Origin of the sequence: Gracilimonas amylolytica, from assembly GCF_002911695.1 — a bacterium.
GTDB classification, from domain to species: domain Bacteria; phylum Bacteroidota; class Rhodothermia; order Balneolales; family Balneolaceae; genus Gracilimonas; species Gracilimonas amylolytica.
Genome location: NZ_PQBS01000037.1, coordinates 435,922 through 461,577, shown reverse-complemented (window position 1 = coordinate 461,577; position 25,656 = coordinate 435,922). Strand labels below are relative to the sequence as shown.

General features: G+C 44.2%; 22 protein-coding genes. 9 read left to right on the top strand and 13 right to left on the bottom strand.

Translation table 11 applies throughout. From position 1 onward, the window contains the following. Positions 1–37: 37 nt before the first annotated feature. A complete protein-coding gene (locus C3B73_RS11560) occupies positions 38–2,404 on the bottom strand; it encodes a choice-of-anchor B family protein (protein WP_103665752.1) in 2,367 nt (788 codons plus the stop codon). 164 nt (positions 2,405–2,568) lie between these two features. Continuing rightward, positions 2,569–2,775, bottom strand: coding sequence for a hypothetical protein (locus tag C3B73_RS11555; RefSeq protein WP_103665751.1), 207 nt, complete (start codon positions 2,773–2,775; stop codon positions 2,569–2,571). Positions 2,776–2,998: 223 nt separating this feature from the next. Between C3B73_RS11555 and sucD the strand changes: the two genes are divergently transcribed. After that, positions 2,999–3,874, top strand: coding sequence for a succinate--CoA ligase subunit alpha (sucD, locus tag C3B73_RS11550; RefSeq protein WP_103665750.1), 876 nt, complete (start codon positions 2,999–3,001; stop codon positions 3,872–3,874). An 89-nt stretch (positions 3,875–3,963) separates the two neighbouring features. Here sucD and C3B73_RS11545 read toward each other — a convergent pair whose 3' ends face one another. Continuing rightward, the gene (locus C3B73_RS11545) at positions 3,964–5,238 is read right to left on the bottom strand and encodes a glucose-1-phosphate adenylyltransferase (RefSeq protein WP_103665749.1); all 1,275 of its coding nucleotides are present in this window, start codon (positions 5,236–5,238) and stop codon (positions 3,964–3,966) included. Between the two features lie 10 nt (positions 5,239–5,248). Next, a complete protein-coding gene (locus tag C3B73_RS11540; RefSeq protein WP_103665748.1) occupies positions 5,249–6,688 on the bottom strand; it encodes a glycogen synthase in 1,440 nt (479 codons plus the stop codon). Positions 6,689–6,905: 217 nt separating this feature from the next. On the opposite strand from C3B73_RS11540, the gene C3B73_RS11535 reads away from it, so the two are divergent. Continuing rightward, a complete protein-coding gene (locus C3B73_RS11535; protein WP_103665747.1) occupies positions 6,906–7,826 on the top strand; it encodes an ABC transporter ATP-binding protein in 921 nt (306 codons plus the stop codon). Then, complete coding sequence (locus tag C3B73_RS11530) at positions 7,826–9,112, top strand: ABC transporter permease (protein ID WP_103665746.1); 1,287 nt, start codon at positions 7,826–7,828, stop codon at positions 9,110–9,112. Before C3B73_RS11535 ends, C3B73_RS11530 begins: the two co-directional genes overlap by 1 nt. Before the next feature lie 93 nt (positions 9,113–9,205). On the opposite strand, the gene C3B73_RS11525 is transcribed toward C3B73_RS11530, so the two are convergent. Further along, a complete protein-coding gene (locus C3B73_RS11525) occupies positions 9,206–11,488 on the bottom strand; it encodes a hypothetical protein (protein WP_103665745.1) in 2,283 nt (760 codons plus the stop codon). Continuing rightward, positions 11,485–12,258, bottom strand: a complete 774-nt coding sequence (locus C3B73_RS11520) for an inositol monophosphatase family protein (RefSeq protein ID WP_103665744.1) — start codon at positions 12,256–12,258, stop codon at positions 11,485–11,487. The genes C3B73_RS11525 and C3B73_RS11520 overlap by 4 nt, the downstream gene beginning before the upstream one ends. 62 nt (positions 12,259–12,320) lie before the next feature. Between C3B73_RS11520 and C3B73_RS11515 the strand changes: the two genes are divergently transcribed. Beyond that, on the top strand, positions 12,321–12,923 hold the full coding sequence (locus tag C3B73_RS11515) for a YceI family protein (protein WP_157939491.1): 603 nt from the start codon (positions 12,321–12,323) through the stop codon (positions 12,921–12,923). Between the two features lie 12 nt (positions 12,924–12,935). Here the strand turns inward: C3B73_RS11515 and C3B73_RS11510 are convergent, their stop codons facing one another. The 4 genes from C3B73_RS11510 to C3B73_RS11495 form a co-directional block, all read right to left on the bottom strand. Then, positions 12,936–13,826 (bottom strand): hypothetical protein, encoded by an 891-nt coding sequence (locus tag C3B73_RS11510; RefSeq protein WP_103665742.1) that lies wholly within the window; start codon positions 13,824–13,826, stop codon positions 12,936–12,938. A gap of 395 nt (positions 13,827–14,221) precedes the next feature. Then, entirely contained in the window at positions 14,222–15,508 is a 1,287-nt protein-coding gene (locus C3B73_RS11505) for a hypothetical protein (protein WP_103665741.1), read from the bottom strand. A gap of 42 nt (positions 15,509–15,550) precedes the next feature. Next, positions 15,551–16,108 (bottom strand): YceI family protein, encoded by a 558-nt coding sequence (locus tag C3B73_RS11500; protein WP_157939490.1) that lies wholly within the window; start codon positions 16,106–16,108, stop codon positions 15,551–15,553. A gap of 309 nt (positions 16,109–16,417) precedes the next feature. Then, positions 16,418–18,253 carry a MutS family DNA mismatch repair protein gene (locus C3B73_RS11495; RefSeq protein ID WP_103665739.1) on the bottom strand — a complete coding sequence of 612 codons (1,836 nt, stop codon included), beginning with the start codon at positions 18,251–18,253 and terminating at the stop codon, positions 16,418–16,420. Between the two features lie 187 nt (positions 18,254–18,440). Here C3B73_RS11495 and C3B73_RS11490 point away from each other — a divergent pair, with 187 nt between their 5' ends. Beyond that, entirely contained in the window at positions 18,441–19,325 is an 885-nt protein-coding gene (locus C3B73_RS11490; protein WP_198597345.1) for an alpha/beta hydrolase, read from the top strand. Here C3B73_RS11490 and C3B73_RS11485 read toward each other — a convergent pair. Next, complete coding sequence (locus C3B73_RS11485; protein WP_103665738.1) at positions 19,312–19,596, bottom strand: Smr/MutS family protein; 285 nt, start codon at positions 19,594–19,596, stop codon at positions 19,312–19,314. The two genes, C3B73_RS11490 and C3B73_RS11485, sit on opposite strands and share 14 nt — an antisense overlap. Positions 19,597–19,656: 60 nt before the next feature. Beyond that, positions 19,657–19,965 (bottom strand): Dabb family protein, encoded by a 309-nt coding sequence (locus C3B73_RS11480; RefSeq protein WP_103665737.1) that lies wholly within the window; start codon positions 19,963–19,965, stop codon positions 19,657–19,659. A 207-nt stretch (positions 19,966–20,172) separates the two neighbouring features. On the opposite strand from C3B73_RS11480, the gene folE reads away from it, so the two are divergent. From folE to hisI, 4 genes are all read left to right on the top strand, one after another. Continuing rightward, positions 20,173–20,862 (top strand): GTP cyclohydrolase I FolE, encoded by a 690-nt coding sequence (gene folE / locus C3B73_RS11475; RefSeq protein WP_103665736.1) that lies wholly within the window; start codon positions 20,173–20,175, stop codon positions 20,860–20,862. Between the two features lie 4 nt (positions 20,863–20,866). Next, a complete protein-coding gene (gene cysS, locus C3B73_RS11470; RefSeq protein ID WP_103665735.1) occupies positions 20,867–22,324 on the top strand; it encodes a cysteine--tRNA ligase in 1,458 nt (485 codons plus the stop codon). Next, positions 22,324–22,629 carry a membrane protein insertion efficiency factor YidD gene (gene yidD, locus C3B73_RS11465; RefSeq protein ID WP_103665734.1) on the top strand — a complete coding sequence of 102 codons (306 nt, stop codon included), beginning with the start codon at positions 22,324–22,326 and terminating at the stop codon, positions 22,627–22,629. The genes cysS and yidD overlap by 1 nt, the downstream gene beginning before the upstream one ends. A 200-nt stretch (positions 22,630–22,829) precedes the next feature. Then, a complete protein-coding gene (gene hisI / locus C3B73_RS11460; protein WP_103665733.1) occupies positions 22,830–23,312 on the top strand; it encodes a phosphoribosyl-AMP cyclohydrolase in 483 nt (160 codons plus the stop codon). A gap of 462 nt (positions 23,313–23,774) precedes the next feature. On the opposite strand, the gene C3B73_RS11455 is transcribed toward hisI, so the two are convergent. Further along, a complete protein-coding gene (locus C3B73_RS11455) occupies positions 23,775–25,562 on the bottom strand; it encodes a DEAD/DEAH box helicase (RefSeq protein WP_103665732.1) in 1,788 nt (595 codons plus the stop codon). Positions 25,563–25,656: the final 94 nt, after the last annotated feature.

Here is a 25,656-nt window from a genome sequence, read left to right as displayed (position 1 = left end):
GAAAACTCCGAAGTTGCCAGATTATTTTAAATGGGTTTTAGTCGTCCCGATTAGTATCTAAGATAAACAGTCCTTCGTTGGAGCTTGTCATCAATACAATGTCATCAAAGTACGGATAGTTACTCCACGTTCCGGGGAAACCGGGTCCATCTTCCTCAAATGGATGAGAATCAAAGTAACCGACTCGTTCCGGAGAAGCCGGATCCGTGATATCGATCACCTGTAAACCACTTGAGTAGTTGGATTGATACATGGTATTCCCTTCGATATACAGGTTGTGGTCAGACGAAGGACTTTCTACAAAGAATTCTACCACAAATTGTGGATCGTCCAGGTCGCTGACATCCCAGACCAATGTACGGGTTTGATCTACGTTTCCGGACAGTTCATCCAGCTCATCGTTCTGGAAAAAATACCGCTGATCTTCTGATAACCATCCCTGATGGATGTAGGCATGATCCGGATATGAAGCTGTTGAAAGAGCTACCGGATTATCTTTATCGGTCACATCGGCAATACTAACGGCAGTCTCATTGGAACCGAAGCAGATCTCACTGCCTTTGTGGTCCTCATCAGGACCATCATAGATCACACACTGCGCATCATGTGAATACCCTGTACCTGAACGTCCGGTTGACGGATCGGCAAAACACCCGGCGAATGTTGGGTTTTTGGGATCTTGAATGTTTATCATATGGAGTCCACCGCCACAGGTCTCGCCACCGCCGCTGCTACCAACGGCAAAGGCAAAGCCCGTGCTTTCGTTGATCACGATGTTATGAGCACTGTTGATGTTGCGATAGATCGCATCTTCCTCAAACAGCATCGGTTCTCCGTCAAATTCTCGCAGTTTGGTCAGGTCCAGAACCTGCATGCCGTGCTCTCCGGCATTATCGGCAACCACAAATACATGGTTCTTGTACACTTTCATATCTCGCCACACATTGGCACGGGAGCCTTCGGTCATTGGCAGATTACCAATATACACCGGATTTTGCGGATCAGTAACGTCTACAAATGAAGTTCCTTCATTTCGGCCAACAATCGCATAATTCTTGCCGGTTTCTTCATCGGCCCAGGCCCACATATCATTCAGGCGTACACCCCGTTCACCACCGATCTCACTGATAGGCAGAAATGCCACAAGATCTACATTTTCACATCCATAGATCCCGGCTTTACCGTCTTCACACTCTACAGCTCCGCCGGTGATCGGCTCCAGAATATCATCTCCTTCACCCATCAATACTTTTTGTGTTGACCAACTTCCATTCTCATCCTGTTCCATGATGGCAGCAGAACCCGCTCCATAGTCTGCACCGGTTAAACCAACCACGGCAATGTTTCCATCCACAGCCAGTGTTCCGGCAAAATTCGCGCCTTCTTCCTGATCGGACCTCATTTTCTGAGCACTGATCCAGTTTCCAGAATCATCCGAATTAAATTCGTAGATGGCTCCATTTCCGCCATCTGCATTTGGTGCCCCGATCCATACGCTATTGCCTGAAAACTCGATGGCACCGCCAAACATGTACCAGTTCTGTGCATCAAAGGCGACCAGGCGACCATCAGAAGCCCACTCTCCGTTATTTTCATCCTTAGAAAATACAAATACAGCTCCTGAAGCACTGTTCTGACGTGGTGCTGCCACAAAGATCTGCTGACCATTGGTGTTAACTGTAGAACCAAATAGGCTGCGTTCATCAGCCTGGTTACTATTGAGAGTGGCTGTCAGGTTCCATTCAGTACCTGAATTCTCAAATACATAAACATTCCCGCCTGAACGCTGTGGGGCTCCAACAACCAGTTCACCATCTGCCATCGCCAGGGTTGAACCGAATCCGGAACCGGCTGTATCAGGATTGACAATAGTGGCCATTTCGCTCCAGTCTCCATTGTTGTTTTGGTACACAACAACCGCGCCGGTACCATTTGCATGATCAGGAGCACCAATAAAAGCATGATCGCCTTTCAGTAGTACACTCGAACCAAATGAGGTGCCTTCTGCATCAAGTGAGAGCATGCCTTTTTCACTCCATTCTCCATTTTCATTTTGGAAATAATAGGCCGCCCCATTACCCTCATTCGCGCCGGGTGCACCTATTAGTAATTGATTTGCATCAGCAGAAAGTACCGCGCCGAAATTGTTGCCTATCTTACCGTCAGAAGCCTGAAGCTGAGTTTGCTCCATCCATTCCGAACCATTTTTGGCATACAGGTAAACAATACCCGGCTGATGATAATTAGAAGGTTCCCCAATAAAAACTACATCATTGGATATGTCAACGGCCCGGGCAAAACCCTGCATGGGTTCAGCTTCGCCGTCAGCTGTTGTTTGTGCATGCCCTGAAGTATAAAACAGGGCTAAAATTAAATATGGAATTACGTACAAGGATCGTCTCATAGGAAGGTATATTTATTGCTTGATAAATTTTGTTGGTCGGTTCAAAGATACATTCAACCAACAAAAAAACAATAAAAGAAGGAAAAGATTGCCTATGAAAACTTTAAAATTCTTAAAACAGACTTAAAATCGATCTTTATTTAAAGAGTATTTATCGGTTCTCTTTATTCGCCTCTCATTTTATAGATGCTCCAGGCAGCTGCTCCCAATATGGCTGCGGTTCCACCTAAAATTAGTGCAAGGTTGAGATCTCTTTGGATTCTTTCTGCACGTGATAAATAATCAGAACCTACCCCTTTTTTATGAATGAGTCGCTCTATCTCTTCGATCTTTGCTTCCAGTTCTTTGCGGGTTTTATTCTTAAGACTCATAATTCTCCTTGTTTATGATTTTCTTGTATCCACACATTAAACATAAATCAGATTTGTGTAGTTCATTTGAAGTATGATGAGATTTACTAAGTATCGACCGAGGTTCATCGAAAAATTTTCTTCTCCCTGTCAAAACTATACGTTCATTTACAAATAAGCATTTCAATTCGCTCTTAATGATGCTATATTCCCAACCCCAAATTTGAACCTCAAAAAAGACAAGATGAGCGTATTAGTTGGAAATGATACCCGCCTGATCGTACAAGGAATTACCGGTAGTGAAGGTAGCTTTCATGCGGAGCAAATGATCGAGTATGGCACCAATGTAGTTGGTGGTGTAACTCCCGGAAAAGGCGGACAAACCCATTTAGACCGACCTGTTTTTAACACTGTTGCTGATGCCGTTAAAGAGGCAGATGCCAACACATCCATTATTTTTGTGCCCCCTGCCTTTGCAGGTGATGCTATCACCGAGGCAGCTTTTGCAGGCATCAAAACCATAATTTGTATTACCGAAGGTATTCCGGTCAAGGATATGATCGTGGCCAAGCAGATCGTGAAGAGTCACGGTGCCACATTGATCGGCCCTAATTGCCCGGGTGTTATTACACCAGGCGAAGCCAAAGTTGGTATCATGCCCGGAAATATCTTTACTCCCGGTAAGGTTGGATTGATCTCCCGTTCCGGAACGCTCACTTATGAAGCTGTTGACCAGCTCACCAAAGAAGGTTTGGGGCAAAGCACAGCCATCGGTATTGGCGGTGACCCGGTTATCGGAACCACTCACCTCGATGCCGTTAAGTTATTGAACGATGACCCGGATACGGAAGCGATCGTACTGATCGGGGAGATCGGCGGTACCGCTGAAGAGGAAGCCGGCGAATGGATCAAGGAAAATTGTGATAAGCCCGTTGTGGCCTTTATCGCAGGTTCAACAGCTCCTCCCGGGCGACGTATGGGGCACGCTGGTGCTATCATCTCAGGCGGTAAAGGAACTGCCCAGGAGAAGAAAAAATCTCTGGCTGCTTCAGGTATTACAGTAGTTGACAGTCCTGCTGAGATCGGAATGACACTGAAGAAAATGCTGGAAACTGCATAAAACCTTTAGTTCGCTTAAGAAACTATAAAGCCTCTTCCCTTTCGGGTTGAGGCTTTTATTTTATCTAAAATTTTGGATCTGTTCAGAAATCAGATCGTTGTCCCATCCGGGATGGTGGTTTTCTTTTTCACGATCACGATCCCATCTCTCACATAGTGGTATTTGTGATCACCATCCTCAAGGTGGTCACCACCAACGATCCGCACATCATTTCCGATCCTTACGTTGCGATCTATGATACAACTGCTTAGGTAACACCGCTGCCCGATTCCCATAGCAGGCTTATCAGGTCCGGCATTGTCAATATCTTCTCTGGCCTGGAATATATCGTTACCCATTACTATGGAGTTCTCGATGGAGGTTCCTTTACCGATCCTTGACCGGATCCCGATCACTGACCGTTCAATGCGGCTTGCTTCAATGATACAACCCTCAGCCACCAATGCATGTTCAAGCGTGGTACCCCTCAGCTTTGATGGCGGCAGCAGACGAGCTCTTGTGTAGATGAAATTTTCGTTATCATACAAATTGAATTCCGGAATCGTATCAGCGAGGGATAGATTGGCATCAAAGAATGATTTGATGGTCCCGATATCGGTCCAATAGCCTCCAAACTCATAGCTGCATACTTTTTGGTCGCCGTGCACACATTTCGGGATCAGCTCTTTTCCGAAATCGATGGCATCGGGATTGTCACTAAAAAGTTTGTTCAGCACCTCACGATTAAAGATGTAGATCCCCATCGATGCCAGGTAGTTCTTGCCTTGAGAGCTGTACTGATTCGGGACTTCCGACTTCCATCCATCCAATTCTTCAATGGAAGGCTTTTCCACAAAATCTTCGATCACACCTTCTTTGTTGGTCTTCATGATACCAAAACCGGTGGCATCCTCCGCATTAACTGGAATGGTAGCGACGGTCAAATCAGCATTATTTTCCTTGTGGCGCTCTAGCATCTTGCGGTAGTCCATCTGATAGAGCTGATCACCTGAAAGGATCAGCACGTGATCATGTTCGTGGTTGGCCATATGGTGAAGAGATTGGCGAACTGCATCGGCCGTTCCCTGAAACCAACCGGTGTTATCCGGGGTTTGCTCAGCCGCCAGGATATCCACAAAACCACTGCTGAACACATCAAAATTGTAGGTGTTCTTGATATGCCGATTCAGCGAGGCTGAATTGAATTGTGTCAGCACATAGATCCGTCTGATGTTTGAGTTAAGGCAGTTTGAGATCGGGATATCCACCAAACGGTATTTACCACCAACCGGTACGGCCGGTTTGGACCGATGATCTGTTAATGGGAATAAGCGTGTTCCTCTTCCCCCTCCTAATATGACTGATATAACGGATGAACTTTTCATAATACCCTTATTACTTCTTTAATAATGACTTATACATTTCCTCGTATTCCCTGGCCGAACGCTTCCAGGAGAAATCCAGCTTCATAATTCTACTCAAGACGTCTGAATATTTCTGAGAATCTTTGTAAAGATCTACAGCCCGACTGATTGCCTCTGAAGCTGCTTCCAAACTAAAATCCTCAAAAGTGATCCCATAGCCGTCTTCTTCTGATATATCTTTTACCGTATCCTTTAATCCTCCAACGGCCCTTACTATTGGTACCGTTCCATATCGCATGGCAAACATTTGGTTCAACCCACACGGTTCAACCCTTGAGGGCATAATGATGAAATCTGAGCCGGCATAGATCTGATGGGCAAGCTTCTCATTATACTCCAACGTGGCATCAAAATACCCCATATGAGCGCCTTCCATCTGAGTAAATATCTGGTGCAACTGTGGATCACCCGTTCCCAGTAAAATAAAATTAACTTCCTGATCAGAATATATCACCTGCCTGAACAGATCAGGCAATAGATCAGCCCCTTTCTCCCGAACCAAACGTCCGATAAATGCCACCGTAGGATGCTTAGGGTTCAGATCAAAATGCTCACATAAAAACTTTTTATTGAGGCTTTTACCCTTCTTTCGATTGCGGTGACTGAAGTTATGCTCAACCAGTTCATCTGTCGCAGGATCCCAGACCTCCGTATCAATACCGTTTACAATACCCGTCGATTTCGGTCTTTCTTGCTGAAACAACATTTCAAGACCATTACTGCTCTCAGACAGTTCACTCATGTAATTATTGGAAACTGTCGTGATCTTCCATGCACATTTCAACCCGGCCGCCAGCGAATTAAGCCTGCCATCCCAGTCTAACAATCCCAGTTGATCAATATTGAAAGCCGGTAACAAACGGTACTTCTCAATATCATGCACACCATGATATTCTGCGTTATGAACCGTGATAACCGTCGGAATGTCACTCATATCCCGGTAGCGATTGCACTGAGAGGTCATGAAGGGGATCAACCCCGTATGGTGATCATGGCAGTGGATGAGATCAGGTTGCTCTTCGCGTACCTTCAGCCACTCCAGCGAGGCGATCTGAAAACTCACAAAGCGTTCCAGCTCGTCCCAGTATCCGTGCCCCGACCAGGGATCAATATAAATTCCGGGCCGGTCAAATTTCCCCGGGATATCGATCACATAAAAAGGAAATCCGAGTTTATCATCTTTTAGTCTTTGAACCGAAAATGGCACCTCCTCAGCCCCCATTTTAAAGGTTCCCTCATGAACAGGTTCGAAGTTTTGTTCAGTTATCCATGGGTTATGATACTTCGGGATAACCACTTCACAATGAAGCCCGATCTGATTCAGATATTTGGGTAATGAACCAACAACATCTGCGAGTCCGCCTGCTTTGGCAGCGGGATAACATTCTGCACTGAGATGAACGATGTGCATTTTAGTGTAACCTTCTTCCTGATTATTCGTTTACTTCTTTATAACGGGAAATAAGCAATCTTTGGGCATCTTCCAAAATAATTAAGGGCTTAATCGACAAAATTAAATGATTTGGTAATGAGCAGATATGAGGTTCAATATTAATTATGATTCTGCATCTTCCATCATTTTGTTTATCATCTGAGCCCACAACTTCCATTTAAAAATAACAGTGCATATGGCAGTAATAAACGTAAATGGCATCAGTAAATCGTTTGGTAAAACCCAGGCGGTCAACGATGTCAGTTTTGAAGTTCAAAAAGGCCGGATCTTCGGGTTACTTGGCCCAAACGGAGCCGGCAAAACCACCACCATACGGATGATCAACTACATCCTGACCCCTGATACCGGATCAATATTGATCAATGGATTAGAGGCAAGTCCCGAGACCCAAAAAATGATCGGCTACATGCCAGAGGAACGGGGACTTTACAAGAAAATGAAGGTTTTTGATCAGCTCATGTACCTGACCCAGCTGAAAGGCATGAACAGTCATGATGCCAAAAAAGCCATCAATTACTGGCTCGACCGATTTGATGCGACTGATTGGAAGAAAAAAGAGATCAGTGAGCTCTCGAAAGGGATGTCCCAAAAGATACAGTTCATTGCCACGATCGCACATGACCCCGACATCTATATTTTTGATGAACCATTCAGTGGATTGGATCCCATCAACAGTGAAACGCTGAAGGAGATCATCATTGAACTGAGAGATAACGGTAAGACCATTTTATTCTCTACGCATCGCATGGAGCAAGTGGAACAAATGTGTGATGACATCTGCCTGTTTAACAACGGTAAAGCCGTTCTGAGCGGTAACCTGCGGGAGATCAAGGCTTCCTTTGGTGAAAATACCATCAATCTTGAATTCGACGGGGATGGTTCATTCCTCGACAAGCTTGAAAATGTTCGAATAAATAACCGATCCACAAACTTTGCGGAGATACGGGTGCTGGATGATCAGAATATGCAGGACATCCTGAAGCTGGCGATGGATCATGCTGAGATCCATAAGTTTGAGCGTATCCAACCATCACTGACCGACATTTTTATTTCCACAGTTGGAGAAGACAACATCAAAAAAGAGGAGATCCAATAATGAGTTTGCATAAGATCTGGCTGGTACTGAAACGAGAATATCTGACCCGGGTAAAAAGTAAATCCTTCATCATCATTACCGCACTGACTCCCCTTGCCTTTGTGGCTTTTATGGGGATCATCGTGTTCATCAGTATCTCTGAAACGGAAGTTGAAAAACGGATCGGGATCCTGGATGAAACCGATGTTCTGGTGGAACGACTCGTAGAACTTAACGAAACCCGCTACTTCGATGTCAGCGACCGTGAGATTGAAGAGCTCAGGGATGAGGTGATGGCGGGAGAACTGGATGGTTACATCGTGCTATCAGATTCTGTGATCGAGCACTCCAAATCTCCAACCCTGGTACATGGCGGTAGTGGTGGACTTAGTTTTCTGTCTGCTGTACGATCCGATCTGAGGGAAGCCGTTCGGGAAGAACGCCTAACCCGACAGAATGTATCGGACGAGATCCGGGATATCTTTGATACACGAACAGGGCTTGAAGCCATCAAATTGACCGAAGAGGGAGAATCAGAGGATAACACGGTATTTGCCTCTGCTCTTGGCTTTGTGCTGGGGCTCCTCATATTCTTTGGGATCTTTTTCTATGGAGCCTTACTCATGCGCAGCGTGATCGAAGAAAAGACCAACCGCGTACTGGAAGTGATCGCCTCCTCCGTCAAACCTATAGAACTGATGTTTGGTAAGTTATTCGGGGTTCTCTCGATCGCGTTGACACAGTTTGGAATTTGGATCCTGTTTTACACGGGTTTGTCCATTGCAGCAGCTCCCATTGCAGCCATGATCGTGGATGCACAAATGGACTCCCTTCCCGAAGAAGCCGCCAGCGAAGCTTTCGACCCGGCTATGCTGGATAACCTGGTGATCGAGCCGGCTATATTCATTTATTTTCTGCTGTTCTTCTTCCTGGGTTTCCTGATCTACAGTGCCCTATTTGCCGCCATTGGTGCCGCTGTTGATAATGAGCAGGACACACAGCAATTCATGCCGATCGTGGGTTTACCGATCTTTATTGCTTACTTCCTTAATACCAAGGTTATGCAGGCACCGGATTCATCTTTATCAATATTTGTATCCATCTTTCCCCTAACCTCACCGATCAATATGATCTCAAGAATTGCCTCTACTTCGGTACCGGCCTGGCAGATCATTGTTTCGATCCTGCTGATGATCCTGACCTTCTTCGGCATCATGTGGCTGGCAGCACGGATCTATCGTGTGGGCATTTTGATGTACGGAAAAAAGCCAAGCTTCAAAGACCTGGCTAAGTGGATCAGGCAATAATACACTATTAACTGAATAGCATTCAAAAGGGTAAGATGTTCGTCTTACCCTTTTCTTTTTATAGTCTATGGTTTTCTTCTCTGTATCTCCGGATCAGTTCATGAAAGATTTGATCTTGCGGATCACTCTTGGGTCAAGTTCCTCGTTCAGCATGGATGATAACAAGTCATCCCTTTGGGCGGGATCAAGATATCTTACAGCTTCTAAAGCATGATATCTGATGCGTGCATCACGGTCTTCCTTTAACACACTCAGGGTCTCATTCCAGTAATCTGAACTTTTATTATGTGCTATTAACAGTTGCAAAGCTTCTTTTCTGAGATCATAAGGAAACTGACCAAGGGCATATCGGTCAGATAACTGCAGAGCTGAACCGGTTGTATCGGTTCCTACTACAGACTTAAGAATCTTCATAGCTTTGTCATCGCTATTATCGCTTCCTTCAAATCTCTCTGCCAAACTTATTACATCGCTTAGTGGTGCTATTTGAACATACGAACGAAGGCCTGTGTTGAACACTGTATCCTCCTCAGTTCTGATCAGTTTGTTTCGTATCGTGTAGGCGGCAGATTCATTTCCTTCATAATTAGCCAGTGCCTTCAATCCTGAAAGTTGCGTGGCAATGTTATCAGAATTGACATAGCTGATAAAAGTTTCTTCGGTTCCGGTGGCATCTTTTGTGATGGACGACAGAGTCTCGAGCATGGCCGCTCTGACTTCTTCATTTTGCTCTTGTCCCATCACATCTCTCAGTGCCAGCTGTAGGTCGGGGTTGTCACTGAAAGCCCTCAAAGACTCTGCGGCCTGAATTCTGTTATCAGGATCCTGATCCCTTAACTGTCCGATCCAGAACATAAAGGGTTTGGTTTCGTTCAGGACGAGATCCGGATGATCCGGTGTGTTGATGGTCAGGTAATCGATCCCGGAAGAGAGGTTCACACCCACCGTATCTTCAGCGCCGGTAAAACTGAGCTCTGTTGTGGTAGTGTCGGTAAAACTGAAGGCTGTGGCATTTACAGAAACCAATGTTTCAATTGGGGCTTCCACGGCTTCAAACGCCAACAGCAAGCTGCCGTTCAATTCATCATAGATATAATCCACATTGTAAACCGGATCACTTCCTGATTCGTTGGTCTCTTCAGTTTCAAAAACCTCCGGCTGAGGCAACGACTCCCAATACATACCCACTTTATCATACCACAGATCGGCGTAATCATCCCAGCCTGTTACCCCTTCAAACTGCTGAACCATCTCACCCAACGATCCCTCGATCACTTCTTTGAGTTGGATATCATTCATATTATCTACCCCCTTCTCCCAGATATTCCAGCGATGGATGGATTGAAGATCATCACTGTTTACTAATGCTTCTGTTTCATCAGTTCCGGATAAAAGTACTTTCAGAAACTCGTACCGGTCGTCAGTAGTATTCAGGTATCGATGATAGTTACCAAACCATTGAGCCGCTATACCACGCTTAAGCTGAGTGGATAATGAACCCAGATTTTGGTACAGGTAGATCACTCCGGCTCCGGCCTGTACTTCCTCCCACTGATGATCAGGCAGAACTACCACATTCATAGAACGATATGGATATTCAAACGATAATTTTTCTTCGTGATCTTTAAGGGTGTTTACCGCAATATCAAGTAAACCCTCTCGCACCTCAGGCAATAGTGCATTTTCGTTTGCATAAAGAGATACCTGCTTGACACCAGCCCGGGCACTGATGGTTTCATAATTTCCAAGCACAAACGTCAATCCACTGACCGGAATATCTTCTTCCGAATTCCATTGAACCGTTTTTTGATCCACGGAAGCAAGCTCATCGGTTACCTTACTGCCATGAGATATTACCGATAGGTCGGTTGGTATGGTAAAAGTGGTGGTCATTGGGAAACTGACTTCCGGATGATCAGGTAAAGGGATCCAGTACCGGCGACTTTTGGGGTTTAGGGATGACCATAAGTTACCATATACATCCTTTTTGATTCCATAACGGGAGTTCGAGGTCCAGCCAATTGTTATTTCAGCTTTAGCTCCCGTGGGTAAGGTATCTTTCAATGCAATGATCAGGGAATCTGATGAGACCGTAAAATCTGCTTCTTCCCCATTTACAATAATATTTTTTATTTGTGACTCTGCGGTGTTAAATACCACCTCCGTCAACTCAGAATATCTTGAAACAAGGGTAAACGTACCTTCCGAGATCAGCATCGGTTCCTGTGGGTCGATACTCATCTCCAGGTCAAGTTTTTCTATGGAGTAAGGAAGATTCGGGTAGGCCGAATACTGCCATACCGTACCTTCATTTTGCGCAATAACATGACTGCTTAAGACAAATAGAAATAAAATAGTGGCTATTGATTTCTTCATTCTGAAATGTATTCTTCAAAGATTTTTTTTAACTCGGGATATAAAAATTCGTTTGTGGAGTAACCATTGCCCGAATGTATGGTTTGTTCACCTTTTACGTCACTGAACACCCCTCCGGCTTCCTGTACTACCGGTAGTAACGCAGCGGCATCCCAAATATTCAATTCGGGATCATACATCAGGTCGGCACGCCCCGTGGCTACCATCATGTGGCCATAGGCATCACCCCACGTTCTGTGAAGCCTTGTGCGGTCCAAAAGTTCCTGAAACAACTCCTGTTGTCCCATCTCGCGGAATCGATCGATCTCGGTTACCAAAAAGGTAGCTTCACTAAGTTCTTTCGTCTCACTCACATGGCAAGGATTCCCGTTAAAGGTAGCCCCTAATCCAATGCCGGCTGCACACAATTCATCAAGAGCCGGTGCGTAAATAATGCCAACTACCGGTTCATGATCCATTAAAACACCGATCAGTGTGGTATAGAATGGCACTCCGTGAATAAACGACTTGGTTCCGTCGATCGGATCGAGTACCCAGGTTATATTGCTGTCTTCGTTTGTTGTGCCAAATTCCTCGCCAACGATCCCATGATCAGGGTAACGGCTTAGTATCTCCTTTCGCAGGATCTGCTCGGTTTCCCGGTCTGCGATCGTAACCGGTGTATCGTCATCTTTAGAAATAATATGTATATCTTTCTTGAAATAATTAAGAGTATGGTCCCCGCCTATACGGGCAATTTCAATGGCTGCGTCCAGTAATTCTTTTGTCATTAAGTTCGTATGTTCATATAAAATTTAAAATAGATACCTAACATCCCGCCAAAACTATGAGTATGATGAAAACGCTGTCAACATTGTTGGTTGTGACTTTCGCGCTTCTGCCTGCCCTAACGCTTGCTCAGGATGGACAGGTTCAGCTAAGAGACAGCAGTAAGTTAAGCATTAAAGGAAAATCAAACGTAAATGAATTTTCCTGTGAATCTGAACATGAATTACAGAAAGATTCACTGGATTATTCCTACTCCGTCAACGGTGATACCGTTCAGGTAAGCGGGGTGAACCTGAACCTGGAGATCGACCAATTTGACTGTGGAAAACGTGCCATCAACCGTGATTTCAAAAGTACACTTAAATATAAAGAGTTCCCTTTTATTGAGATCATATTGAATGAACTTGTGGTCTCCGATTCCACCAGCCTGATTCCCCGTGAAGCAAAGGTCACGATCCGAATTGCGGGCACCGAAAGATATTACACGGTTCCTCTAAACTCGTTTTCGAGCAGTGAAGAAAGCTTTACAGTAGGTGGAAATAAGATCCTCAGAATGACCGATTTCGGGCTTGAACCTCCCTCCCCCATGTTCGGACTCATAAAAGTGGAAGACGAACTCGATATTCAGTTTGACCTGGTGATCGTACGGAGCCCGTTTGCAAACTGACCTGACCTCGAATTAATTAAGGACTCTCCAAGTACCACCAAGCTGTTCATCCTCGGTTCCTATAGTAAGCCGGCTACCCGGAATGGAATCTGTTCCGGCAGCTATCGCTTCTGCTTTAAAACCTGAAAGTTCCTTGTACACTTCCAACGAGTCAGATAATATCACAGGTTTATTGTTATCTCCATTAACCTTTCCAATACGGTACACAATCGAGTTAAACGGACCGTTTTCTCCCAACTCTTCTGATGCCACAGCCCAGATATTTAGAGCCTCATCAATATGTAATCCCGAAATATCCCTGTTCAAGCTACTGTTTGTCCAATTGCCCGGAGCATTTACAGCAACGCCCGTTTTACCCTCAGTTGCCCATTTCAACTTGTAACTCCTGAGATCAGCTTGGGCCCATCGGATCAAACCATCAGTGTAGGCATCAGAACCTCCTCGTTCCCCAAAAAGCACGATCAATTCATTATTAAGAGTGCTAAAACAAGCCAATCCTTCGATCTCATCTCCTGCAGGATCATCCGGTCCCTTTGCATCAAATTCAGGCAATTCAATGACGCCTAATATGTCGGCATTGTACGATGAGGAAGCATTGACCAATTTAAGATGGAACAATCTCCCATACTCCCCATCCCACCTACCGGACTCAGCGATCAGAAACTCATTTTCCCTGTCAGGTAAACGGCACACCGATTCAAGATCACTGCCGGCCCCGTCTTCATGTTTCCAATCATTGATTAGCACAGGTTGGACCTTTATGCCTGATGCCGGATCAACTTCAATCACAGACAGTCTGCTACCCTCCTCAAAGCTTTTCAGGTCGTACACCGCCAGGTATGCTCCCTCATCTACCTTATCCATACCACTGATCGCCATAAGGTTGTTCCGGCTTTCAGCCATTTGGCTATCTCTATTTTCTTGTTGGCAGGATATCATTAAAAAACAAAGGAGTATAAAACTGGATATTCGCAAAGCTGAAGGTTTTCGGTTCATGAATATGATCTTTGATATGATTTAAATCGATCCGTTCAAATATAATAAATACGTTTAAAGACGGAGGATACAATTATTTTAAACACCGGATCTTTAAACGCACCCAGCCCCCCCGTAGAGACACGGTTCATCGTGTCTCTACGGGGGGGGCTGGGTTATACAATGAATCCGGCTGTTGATTCCCACAAACAAAAAAAGCCGAACGGCCGGATCTGTGATCCTGACCATTCGGCTTTAGCGATTACCGAACATAAAAAGGGCGAGCCTTTCACAGCGCGCCCTTTTCCTATGAGGTCGGTATATTAGAAGCTTACTACAGCTTCTAACATGATTCCGCTAAATTCTGCACCGGCATAATCTCCGGTAAAACCATCATATGATTGTTTTACATATTCAAGTTTGGTCATTACGTTATCAGTCATGAACCAGCCACCGCCAATATTGATACGGTTTATATCGATATCATTGCCACCAACTTCTTCACCAGATACGGTGTTGTAACGTGTACCTAAGTAGAAGTCTTCATCCATTCCAAATCTGTAGAGCAGCTCAGCACCTAACTGTGTGAAGGTACGGCTGTCTGCTTCTGTATCGATCTGACCAGTTACAGTTTCAAATACTCCGAAGAATTCAAGTCCCTGGAATTTTACGAATGGGTTGATCATGATTGCAGTCATTTCACCTGCAATTGGGCCACCTGGTGCTCTACTGGATACAGTAAATGTAGGAGAATATCTACCTGCACGGAAGTTATCTGGCTCAATAACGTTGTAATAACGTGTACCGGCACGGTCACCAGAGTATAGATAGATAGAAGAACTTTGAGATACTCTGAACAATGAACCGGTCAGACGAAATCTAAGATCATCATTAACCTGACTGTCATAACCAATTTTAGTTAAGAAAGAAGGCTTGGTTTTGATCGTTTCTTCGTTAGTACTTTGGTTCAATTTTCCGTTTGTCACACCAACCATACCAAAGATATCGCCAGAGTAAACGTAAACTTCACCGCCAACTTCAGTGGTAAAAGAATCCATGATATAGTTACCTACGAAAGGATTCAAAATAGCTGCACCGTTATCTGATCTTCTGAAGTGAGTGTCACCATAGTTATTTTCCATGTGACCTACTTTGATACGAAGGTGATCAGAAAGTCCAGCTAAGAAACCTTCTTCAATAAAATCAAAACTGTCTAACTGTAAGTAACCACCTTTAACATAAGTTTCTGTATGGTGTTGTGAAGACAGATAAGTACGAAGGTGCATTCTCATACCTGGAGCTAAAGCAACATCAAAATCGAGATTTGAAGTAGCCAGGTTAAAGTTTGACTGTAAATCAGATAGATTGTTTGCGTCATTTTCGTGACTTAAACCCTGGAATTGAAGTGTGTTAGAACCACCGATTCTTACATACACACCGTCAAATTCTTTGTCGGTAGTAAATGGGGCTTCAAATACATTCAATCCTGCCTTGGTAGGCGGGGTATAATATTGAATGTTGTTACGTTCCTGAGCTTGCGAGGAGAATGAGAAAGCTCCCATAATAACCGCTACAAGCACTGTCGTGATATATTTATTTGCTAGTTTCATGACCTTAAAGGTTTAGTTAGTTGTTGGTTAGTTAAAAAGGTGTTATTGAATGAATTTGGCGTCAAAGATCACATCCACTTCTTCGCCGGCTTTGATGGCTCCGAACATGGCTTTTGGCGGATCTACGTCATAATCCTTCATATTTATATTTTGTGTACCTTTGAATAGTACTGAGCCGTCCGGTTGAATCTCATATTCAACGTCCATTTGAATAGATTTTGTGACTCCGGATATGGTCAGGTCACCGGTTGCTGATAGTGAACTGTCGTTTATTGAAGTGACTTCAGAAAGTACAAATGTGATATTTGGGTACTTCTTCTTGTCTAAGGCATCATAGGTTTTGCTATCCATGCCGCCTTTACCACTTTTGATCCCATCTACCACAACGTTGAATTGCAGATCTGAAATGGAAATAAGTGAATCTTCTTCAATTTCTATGGTCGCGTTACCTGAGAACTGCTCAGCTTCCGATTCCCAGTCGTGTACATTGGATGTACCGTCTATTACTACTTTACTGTTTTCAACATCTATACTGTAACTTTGAGCAGAAACAAGCATGGTGCTGAACGCAAACATTAATGTGAATAGAATTCTTAACATGTTGACCTCATTGGTTTGTTTTGAATGGTTGTTTTTGAATTCGTTATCAATATCTCCTCTCAAAATGAAGAAAAAATGAAGAGGAATTTTTAATTATTTATTCTCTCAAATTATTGGATAATAAATACTTATTAAAACGATAATTCAGCTGTTTTGTGAAGGTTTTGTGAAGTTGTTATAACAGGAGTACTTCTGAAGTGCAGTATCTACCATATTGTTCCCTCATTTTTCTTTGTTAGCTATTATTTAGCTCTTAGTCGTTATACATACTGACTAAGAATCCGAAACCTCATATAATGTCTGTAGTGATCAATCTATCGGCAGACCTTCGATCTGCATGATCTTAAGGGCATTTGTTGTGGGACAAGGCCCTTTCTTTATTTTATACTCAAAGCTCATTTTACCATTTTCTATGGTTTCTGCAAAATGCCAGTTACTTAGTCCCGAAATTTCATTTTCCAGGAATGCCAGTTCCAGATCATGTGTAGATACCATCCCAACACCATTTTTGCCGGCCACGTTCTTCAAAAAGGCCGTACTACCCTGAAACCGTTCACGGTTGTTGGTTCCCTTAAAGATCTCATCCACAAAAAAGAACAAGGGTACGGAATGCTCACCCTCCAATTCATCCAGCAACTTCCGCAATCTTCTGACCTCAGCATAAAAATGAGACAAGCCACCTTCCAATGAGTCTTTCACATTTATACTGGTAAACACCCGGAAATTGCGCGTTGTAAAGGAAGAAGCATTCACAGGAGCCCCGGCAAAAGCAAGCACCAGGTTCACCCCTACGGTTCTTAAAAATGTACTTTTACCGGCCATGTTGGAACCGGTGATCAAAAACAGATCGCTACCTGAGCTTACGGTAAAATTGTTTGTCACTTTTTCAGAATGATGGATCAATGGGTGACCGAGGTCTTTGGCTTCCAGAACAATACCTTCTTTCGGTTCAAAATCTGGGAAATGATAAGAAGGATTCAGGTATCCGAAATTAGCCAGCGAGTTTAAAGCCTCCAGTTCATAGAAATCATCCAGCCACTTACTTAATTTGGGTTCCAGTTCCTTTTTAAGGGCTTCCATTTTCATTGAGAAATACATATCCCAGGGAAGGACCATATTCACCAGGGGCCACAGCACCTGATTGGTTTGCAGGGAAGCCGCCCCCGCCAGGCGTGAGGCTTTCTTCAGGTAGTATGAAGGGGATTCATCCTCATTTTGAAAATTTGATAAAAAATCAGACAGTTTAGAGCCCTTGTTAAACTGATATTGTTCTATGTATAACAAGATCTTGCCAAATCGCCCCATTTGTTTGTCGATCTGATACCCTGCATCGAATAATCCGGCTATTTTATGGCTGTTGAAGTTGTAATAACCCAGGTAGGTTAAAAAAGTGATCAGTACCCAGGGACCGGTTAGCCCTGATATAGCGGTGATCAATAATACGATATTCGTTACCGATAACAGACTGAGTATGGCCAGGCTCATCCCAAATTTCACTTCACGAGGTTCCCGCATCCACCTTAATAAGGTATCCAGATTCCAATCTTTGTCCGATTCCTCCTGCCGTGATATATAGGCCTGAACCTGAAGTCGATCTCTGAAGCTGTTCAGCGGCATAAGCTCCTTCACTAATTCATGTCTTTCTTTCACTGCTTCAATGTCAGGTTCCTCATTGAGCAGCCAATCAGCCAGTCGCTCCGAACTCCCTTTATAAATAGAGGTATCTAACAAATGATGGATGGAAAACTCACCGGTAATATGTAGGTCATCTGAAAACGCGTGTCCGGTCAGATCTCTGTCAAAAGTATAGGCCGGCAACCTTTCCCATTGCAGCTCTATCCTGCCGATCTGCTGCTGCTTGACTTCCTTTAAAAAATTCAGCTGATCTTTATGATCTGTGATCTTTTTATGGCGTGAGATCAGATAAATGAATCCACCCAACAAGGCTAATAAGGCACTAAAAAAGAGTCCATCGCTGCCGGTTTGTGAAACAGCATATAACGCCAATACGGATACCACAAAATAGGCTCCTCTTATGTAAGAAAACCGGGTACTCGCTTTATCAAGTTCCCTGATCAGCCGTTCCAGTTTTTCAATTTCTTGCAGGAACCGATCGCTTAGTTCTTGTTTTGGGTCGTTATTCATATAGGATGTTAATTAAAAGTAGCCTTGATCAAAGGATAGGCATATTAACACTGAGTTTACAGTCATAGTCAAAACTCTTTTGAATTAATTTTATCTGCGAACGTCATGGTCGTGATTCTTCTCACTTCCTCTTTTAAGCGGCTCAGGTTTTCCATAATTTTGAGAAAAACCAACTCAAGCGTCTATTATGATGATCCGATCACTCCTTTTAATGCTAACTTTGGCCTTGTTGTTCTCGTCCTGTGCCTCAGATACCGAAAATGAACCTCAAAACCCATATAAGGGTATTACCGGTACCGTGGAGATCCATGAAGACTTTGAGTCAGATTTTGTGGCAACGAGAAATGTGGAAGTGTGGTTACCGGTTGGCTATGCAGAAGAAGATTCAGCCTATCAGGTACTATACATGCACGACGGGCAAAATGTTTTCAATCCCGAAACCTCCTACAATGGTAACGATTGGATGGTTGATGAGGTCCTGACAAATCTGATCAATGAAAACGAAGTTCAGAAAACCATTGTAGTGGCCTCATGGAATACCGGGGAAACCCGCTTTGCAGAATACATGCCTCAAAAACCTTATGATCAGCCATCTTTAGGGTATGAGGATGTGATCTCCGATGATTATCTGAAGTTTATGGTTCAGGAACTCAAACCTTTTATTGACCAAACCTATCGCACTAAACCTGAAGCCGAGTTTACCTCGATCATGGGCTCAAGCATGGGCGGACTCATTTCTCTGTATGCCATTTTGGAATATCCTGATGTATTTGGGGCTGCAGCCTGCCTTTCAACGCACTGGCCGGTGGCAGACAATGGTGATAACGACTTCCTGAGCTACATTCCATCCACTTTACCGGACCCTGAAACCCATAAGATCTATTTTGATTTTGGGACCAAGGGACTGGATGCAGAATATGAGGTCTATCAGAATCAGGTTGATGAGATGATGAAAAAACAGGGTTACATCCATGGTGAAAACTGGGTGACCAAAAAATTTGAGGGTCACGATCACAAGGAGCAATATTGGGCGATGCGGGTCAACGAACCACTCTCTTTCATCCTGAACTGAGGAGCTTCAACTCAACAATAGTTGCTCCCCAGCCACTTCGGTCGCTGGCCAAACTGTATGATTCCACATTTGGATTACGGTCTAACAAGCTGTGAACGGTTCGCCTGAGTACACCTTTCCCCTTTCCATGAATGATCCGAACTGAATAGATCTCATTCTTCAAACACTCATCAATATAATCAGGAATCAGGTCTCCCAGATCCTGTGGCTTAAAATGATGCAGATCCAATGTTCCATCTATCGGCAACTCAACCGTCTCCATCTCAGGCATATGGCTAACCCTCCTCAAAACCTATTTATTATTACTTCTTACTGCTTCACTGCTCACTGCTCACTGAACATAGTCCACCACCCTGCGCTCATTCACCACCTTCTTAATGAAGGACACCACTTTCTGATGATCCGGATGCACCGCATAGGCTTGCAGATCCTTTTCATTTGAGCAACTTACAGTCAAAACCACATCGCAGATAGCATCCTCATTCCCCTCCAGGATATTGATACCAACTTCTGCTGACTTCAACTCATCAATTTTTGAGGGAAGATCTTCCAGTAATTTCTTCATGGTTTCAGCATTTTCTGCCTTGGTCTTACCCTCAACCACATCCTTCAGCTTCCACATTACGATATGCTTGATCATTTCGTTATTCGTTATTCATTATTCGTTCAGGTAAATATCTTGTTTACTATCTCAATTCCCAAAATAGTAAACTTCAAAATGCTATGTTCCTTGTTCAATGTTCGAAATTCTACTGCTGTCAATTAATACTTGGAACCCTTAACTTTATGGTTCTGTTTAACAGGCGAAAACGATACCTGGTTATTGTTATAAACACAACTCGAAATATTGAAAACATTGGATTTAGATAAGATCACTGCCGAAGAGATCGGCGAAGACCACGTAAGTACCTCCGTGCAAACTCCACTCAGAGACGACGCTTTTGAGAAAAGTGATGCCGAAAAGATCGAAGTGATTCAGGAACATTTCGCAGAGATCATGAAAGCACTTGGCTTGGATCTTGAAGATGACAGTTTGAAAGGTACTCCCTATCGCGTGGCAAAAATGTATGTCAAAGAGATATTTGAGGGACTCAATCCCAAAAATAAACCCGTTGCCCGTCAGTTCAGTAACAGCTATGATTATAATGGCATGCTGATCGAAAAAAATATTCAGGTGACTTCATTTTGCGAGCACCACTTTCTTCCGTTTATCGGAAAGGCACACGTTGCCTATATCCCCTCGGGTAAAAAAGTGATCGGGTTGTCGAAGATCAACAGGATCGTGGATTACTACTCGCGCCGGCCACAGGTACAGGAGAGACTGACCCTTCAGATTGCTGACGAATTACAGGCTGCCCTGAATACGGAAGATGTGGCTGTTTTTATTGACAGTAAGCACCTGTGTGTTTCAACCCGCGGTATCAAGGATCATGGAAGTACCACCATCACGGCAGAGTACCGGGGTGCCTTCAAGAATGAAGATACTCAACAAAAATTTATTGATTACATCAAAACCAACACACAGATAGACTATTAAAACTGTGGCTGATAAAGCAAAACAACTTCAGGTTTACAACACCCTATCACGAAAGAAAGAACCGTTTGAACCACTGAACCCGCCTCATGTGGGGATGTATGTGTGTGGTCCCACTGTGTATGGGGATGCTCATCTTGGACATGCCAAAAGCTATGTTTCTTTTGATGTGATCTTACGCTACCTCCGTTACCTCGGTTATAAAGTTCGTTATGTGCAAAATATCACCGATGTTGGCCATCTGGTTGGTGATGCTGAAGAAGGTGAAGATAAACTCAGTAAGCAGGCCCGGATCGAAAAGGTACAGCCAATGGAGATCGCTGAGAAGTACACTTATACCTACTTTCGCGATATGGATGCCCTGAATGTTTTGAGACCGGATATTTCGCCGAGAGCCACCGGACATATACCGGAGCAGATCGCGATGGTCCAGCAGTTGATCGAAAACGGACATGCTTACGAGGTTAACGGTAATGTCTATTTTGATGTGTCTTCTGACCCTGAATATGGAAAACTGAGCGGTCGAAAGACCGAAGACGCTGAATCCGGAACCCGAGTTGAAACGGCCTCTGATAAGCGAAGTCCCGAGGATTTTGCCCTTTGGAAAAAAGCCGATGACAACCACATTATGAAATGGGACTCCCCCTGGGGCGTTGGCTACCCGGGTTGGCACGTTGAGTGTTCAGCCATGAGTACAAAGTACCTGGGAGAGAGTTTTGATATACACGGCGGTGGACTCGAAAATCAATTTCCACATCACGAATGTGAGATCGCCCAGGCTGAATGTGCACACGATAAGGAATTTGTTAAATACTGGCTGCACAACAACATGGTTACTCTTGAAGGCCAGAAAATGGGTAAATCGCTGGGTAACGCGATCAACCTGCACGAATTTTTTACCGGAGACCATAAGCTACTCACCAGAGCGTGGCCACCGGAGGTTATTCGCTTCTTCCTCCTTCAGTCTCACTATCGCAGTACCACTGACTTTTCAGAAGATGCTTTAGGCGCGGCTGAAACAGGACTTAAGAATCTGCATTCTATGATCAACACTATTGAGAGTGCTGAAGCAGGTAATGGTGAAGCCTTTGAACTTGAAGAGTTGAAGAACTCTGTTGAAGGCGTTATGAATGACGACTTTAACTCGGCTCAGGCCATTGCGATCCTCTTTGAGCAATTAAAAGAGATCCGTAAGCAGATCACCGATAAAAAAGCTCCATCCAATCTTGATGAGATCAAAGTATTTCTTCATGATTTTGTGGATGGAGTATTAGGGATATGGCCACAGGAAGGCGGAAGTAATGAAGAGCTGACCAAAGGATTGATCGAGTTGTTGATCGAGATCCGGAAAGATGCTCGAAGCAATAAGAATTTTGAACTCTCGGATAAGATCCGTGATGATCTTAAAGAACTGGGTGTTCAGCTAATGGATGGAAAAGAAGGTACAACCTTCGAAACCGAGTAATGAACTGGCTGAAGGTCATATTCAGCAAACTGATCATTATTCTGGTCCGTTTCTATCAGTTAGCCATTTCTCCCTGGCTGGGTAAAAGTTGCCGGTACACCCCCACCTGTTCTCATTACATGATCGAGGCAGTGAATGAATGGGGACCATTGAAAGGCTTCTGGTTGGGCATCAAGCGGATTGGCAGCTGTCACCCCTGGGGCGGCGAAGGGTATGATCCGGTTCCAAAAAGAACATCTAATCCCGAACATTCAACATTGAATATTGAAGAAGATTCTTCTTCAAACGGCTCAAAACCCGTCTGATGAATGGTTGGATTCGACATCAATTTTCGCTCCGAACTGTCTGCCGAGTAGGCAAGTCGAAGCACGTAACAACACACTAAATTATTGACCTACTAACTTAAATTAAGACAGTCATCCTGAGGGTACTCCCGAAGGATCTTCAAAAATGAATCTACGAAGATTCTTTGCTTGCACTCAGAAAGACAACATCACTTAACACCATGTCAAACATAGCATTCAAAAAGCGCATTACTGTAGAACAAGTAGAAGAAGGAACCGATCTGGCTCCTAAATTTCAGGAGGATGGGTTAATTCCCGTTGTAACCACTGACTATGAATCCGGAGAGCTACTGATGCATGGATATATGAATGAAGAAGCCTTCAAAAAGACCATAGAGATCGGTGAAGCCGTGTATTACAGCCGAAGTCGTGAGACCTTATGGCATAAAGGAGCCACCAGCGGCCTCGTGCAAACCGTGAAGGAAATGCGCATCGATGACGATCAGGACTGCGTATGGCTTCGTGTGGAAGTGCAAGGAAACGGTGCAAGCTGCCATGTTGGATATCGCTCCTGCTTCTACCGCAGTGTCCCAACCGGTGAGGAATTTGAGAAAAAAGACGGTGAATTGAACTTCGAGGAAGACGAAAAAGTCTTCGACCCCAAAGAAGTTTATGGGGATGCGCCGAACCCAACCAAGCTCTGAATCACTGATCAAGGGGATTTAGAGATTACACAGATTCACTAAGAATTTCGTCCGACGGCTAAAGTCCGTCTGACGAATGATTGGTGGCAAACTTGTTTTCGGCTCCTCATTCTGATTCCATTAAAATTGGTATCTACTAGTTTTGAAGAATGACTCCGAAATGCCCTTCACCCATTTACCTACCTAATTTAATAACCGTAGGGGCAATTCATGAATTGCCCCTACGGTTTTACCCTATCAGGATAAAACCAATAAAAAAGCCCTGAACCATTGCTGGAACAGGGCTTACAAATTTTACTTTACGCTCCGACGCAGAGCGTCCTGATCGAATCTGTAATGTAGGGTCTTAATGCATAATTTGAGCTCAGTCGAGCTTCAAAACAAACCCGGTTTAATCTTAATGCACCATGAGCCTATAGCTCTAAAAATCGGCTCCGAGCGAATTGCATCGGAGCCAAATGATTAGGCGTAAACTTCGGGACTTCTTTTCTTTTTGATACGACCGCCTTTGGCTTTTTTGGAGCCACCGGAGTTTCTCTTTCCCTTGTTCGATCTTCCGCTATTTCCGGAAGCGGAAGATGAGCCATTTTTATCAGGCTTAGCCAGTTCAACACTGATATCACGGCCTTCAAACTGTGTTCCGTTCATGGCATCAAACAGTTTTGAATCAAATCCTTCCTCAACCTCAAAGAATGAGAAATTGGTTTGAATATCGATCTTACCGAAATCAGGCTTCTTGCCGTGCATTTGTTCATTCACCACACCCATGAGTCGGGCAGGATTCAATCCGTCACGCTGACCAACATTCAGGAAATAACGGGTAAAACCCTCTTCAGCCACACGGTTATTGCTGCGTCCGTTTGAGTTACGATCTCCCTTCTTCGAAGAATTTCGCTTGTTACTCTTTTTATTGGATCGTCCGGCAGAAGCGTTAATATCACCGGCTTGCTCGTAGTATTCCAGGATCTGATTGAATTCCATGGAAACAAAATGCTGAATGAGTTCCTGCCATCCCAGATCAGAAAGTCGCTCATAGACTTCCGGCAAATACTTTTCGATCTGCTTTTCATTGACTTCCGTTGTTCTGAGCTTCTCAACCATATCCATCATGCGAACCCCACAAACTTCTTCACCTTTCGGTACGTCTTGTTTGATGAAATCCTTACCGGACATTTTTTCCAGTGCTCTGATCTTATTCATTTCACGTGTGTGAATGATGGAAACAGAGATCCCACTGTTACCTGCACGACCGGTACGTCCACTTCTGTGAATATAAACTTCCAGGTCATCGGGCAGGTTATAATTGATCACATGCGTGAGACTGTCTACATCCAATCCACGGGCAGCAACATCGGTAGCAACCAATAGTTGAAGTTCACCGGAACGGAATCGGTTCATCACTTCATCACGCTGGTTTTGCGAAAGGTCCCCATTCAGCAAGTCGGCATTATATCCTTCCTTGGAAAGCTTAGAGGCAATATCGGCTGTTTCACGTCGGGTTCTGCAAAAGATGATCCCATAGATATCAGGATTTACATCTGCAATACGCTTGAGTGCATCATAACGATCTTTGGCGTTCACCATATAGAAATGGTGCTCTACATTCAGGGCACCTGAGTTACGGGCATTGACTTGGATTTCTTCAGGATCATGCATGTACTTGCGTGCCATTTTTGAGATCTGTTTTGGCATGGTAGCTGAAAACAGCAGCGTTTGCTTTTCCTTCGGGGTGTCATGAAGAATAGCATCCAGGTCATCCTGAAAACCCATATTCAACATTTCATCAGCCTCATCAAGGATCAAAGAACGCACATTGGTCACGTCCAGTTTTCCTCTTCGGATCAGATCCAGCATACGGCCCGGGGTTCCGATCACAACCTGAGTCCCTCTTTTGAGAGCGCGAATTTGGGTTGAAATGTTAGCACCACCATAAACGGCAACCGTGCTGATCCCCTTCTGATATTTGGCAAAAGCTTTAAGATCTTTTTCGATCTGTATGGCCAGTTCGCGGGTTGGTGAAAGCACCAAAACCTGAACATTGTCTGAGTTGGCATCCACTTGTTGCAGCACGGGCATACCAAAAGCTCCGGTCTTACCGGTACCAGTTTGGGCCAGGGCCACGAGATCTCTTTGTGAAGCTAAAATGGTAGGAATAGCTCTTTCCTGTACTTCAGTAGGGTTTTTAAAGCCGAGATCTTCTACAGCTTTACATATTTCGGGCGACAGGCCCAATTCTTTGAACGTTGACATATAGTAATTTTTAGTCGTTTTTATCCCGTTCAGAAATTGGTGCTGTACTGCTTCTTGCCCGGAATGTTAAATGGGTGAGCTATGGACAAGAGGC

Coding starts and splice junctions, on each gene's coding strand:
- C3B73_RS11560 (WP_103665752.1), bottom strand. CDS start 2,404: ATGAGACGATCCTTGTACGTAATTCCATATTTAATTTTAGCCCTGTTT.
- C3B73_RS11555 (WP_103665751.1), bottom strand. CDS start 2,775: ATGAGTCTTAAGAATAAAACCCGCAAAGAACTGGAAGCAAAGATCGAA.
- sucD (WP_103665750.1), top strand. CDS start 2,999: ATGAGCGTATTAGTTGGAAATGATACCCGCCTGATCGTACAAGGAATT.
- C3B73_RS11545 (WP_103665749.1), bottom strand. CDS start 5,238: ATGAAAAGTTCATCCGTTATATCAGTCATATTAGGAGGGGGAAGAGGA.
- C3B73_RS11540 (WP_103665748.1), bottom strand. CDS start 6,688: ATGCACATCGTTCATCTCAGTGCAGAATGTTATCCCGCTGCCAAAGCA.
- C3B73_RS11535 (WP_103665747.1), top strand. CDS start 6,906: ATGGCAGTAATAAACGTAAATGGCATCAGTAAATCGTTTGGTAAAACC.
- C3B73_RS11530 (WP_103665746.1), top strand. CDS start 7,826: ATGAGTTTGCATAAGATCTGGCTGGTACTGAAACGAGAATATCTGACC.
- C3B73_RS11525 (WP_103665745.1), bottom strand. CDS start 11,488: ATGAAGAAATCAATAGCCACTATTTTATTTCTATTTGTCTTAAGCAGT.
- C3B73_RS11520 (WP_103665744.1), bottom strand. CDS start 12,258: ATGACAAAAGAATTACTGGACGCAGCCATTGAAATTGCCCGTATAGGC.
- C3B73_RS11515 (WP_157939491.1), top strand. CDS start 12,321: ATGATGAAAACGCTGTCAACATTGTTGGTTGTGACTTTCGCGCTTCTG.
- C3B73_RS11510 (WP_103665742.1), bottom strand. CDS start 13,826: ATGGCTGAAAGCCGGAACAACCTTATGGCGATCAGTGGTATGGATAAG.
- C3B73_RS11505 (WP_103665741.1), bottom strand. CDS start 15,508: ATGAAACTAGCAAATAAATATATCACGACAGTGCTTGTAGCGGTTATT.
- C3B73_RS11500 (WP_157939490.1), bottom strand. CDS start 16,108: ATGTTAAGAATTCTATTCACATTAATGTTTGCGTTCAGCACCATGCTT.
- C3B73_RS11495 (WP_103665739.1), bottom strand. CDS start 18,253: ATGAATAACGACCCAAAACAAGAACTAAGCGATCGGTTCCTGCAAGAA.
- C3B73_RS11490 (WP_198597345.1), top strand. CDS start 18,441: ATGATGATCCGATCACTCCTTTTAATGCTAACTTTGGCCTTGTTGTTC.
- C3B73_RS11485 (WP_103665738.1), bottom strand. CDS start 19,596: ATGCCTGAGATGGAGACGGTTGAGTTGCCGATAGATGGAACATTGGAT.
- C3B73_RS11480 (WP_103665737.1), bottom strand. CDS start 19,965: ATGATCAAGCATATCGTAATGTGGAAGCTGAAGGATGTGGTTGAGGGT.
- yidD (WP_103665734.1), top strand. CDS start 22,324: ATGAACTGGCTGAAGGTCATATTCAGCAAACTGATCATTATTCTGGTC.
- hisI (WP_103665733.1), top strand. CDS start 22,830: ATGTCAAACATAGCATTCAAAAAGCGCATTACTGTAGAACAAGTAGAA.
- C3B73_RS11455 (WP_103665732.1), bottom strand. CDS start 25,562: ATGTCAACGTTCAAAGAATTGGGCCTGTCGCCCGAAATATGTAAAGCT.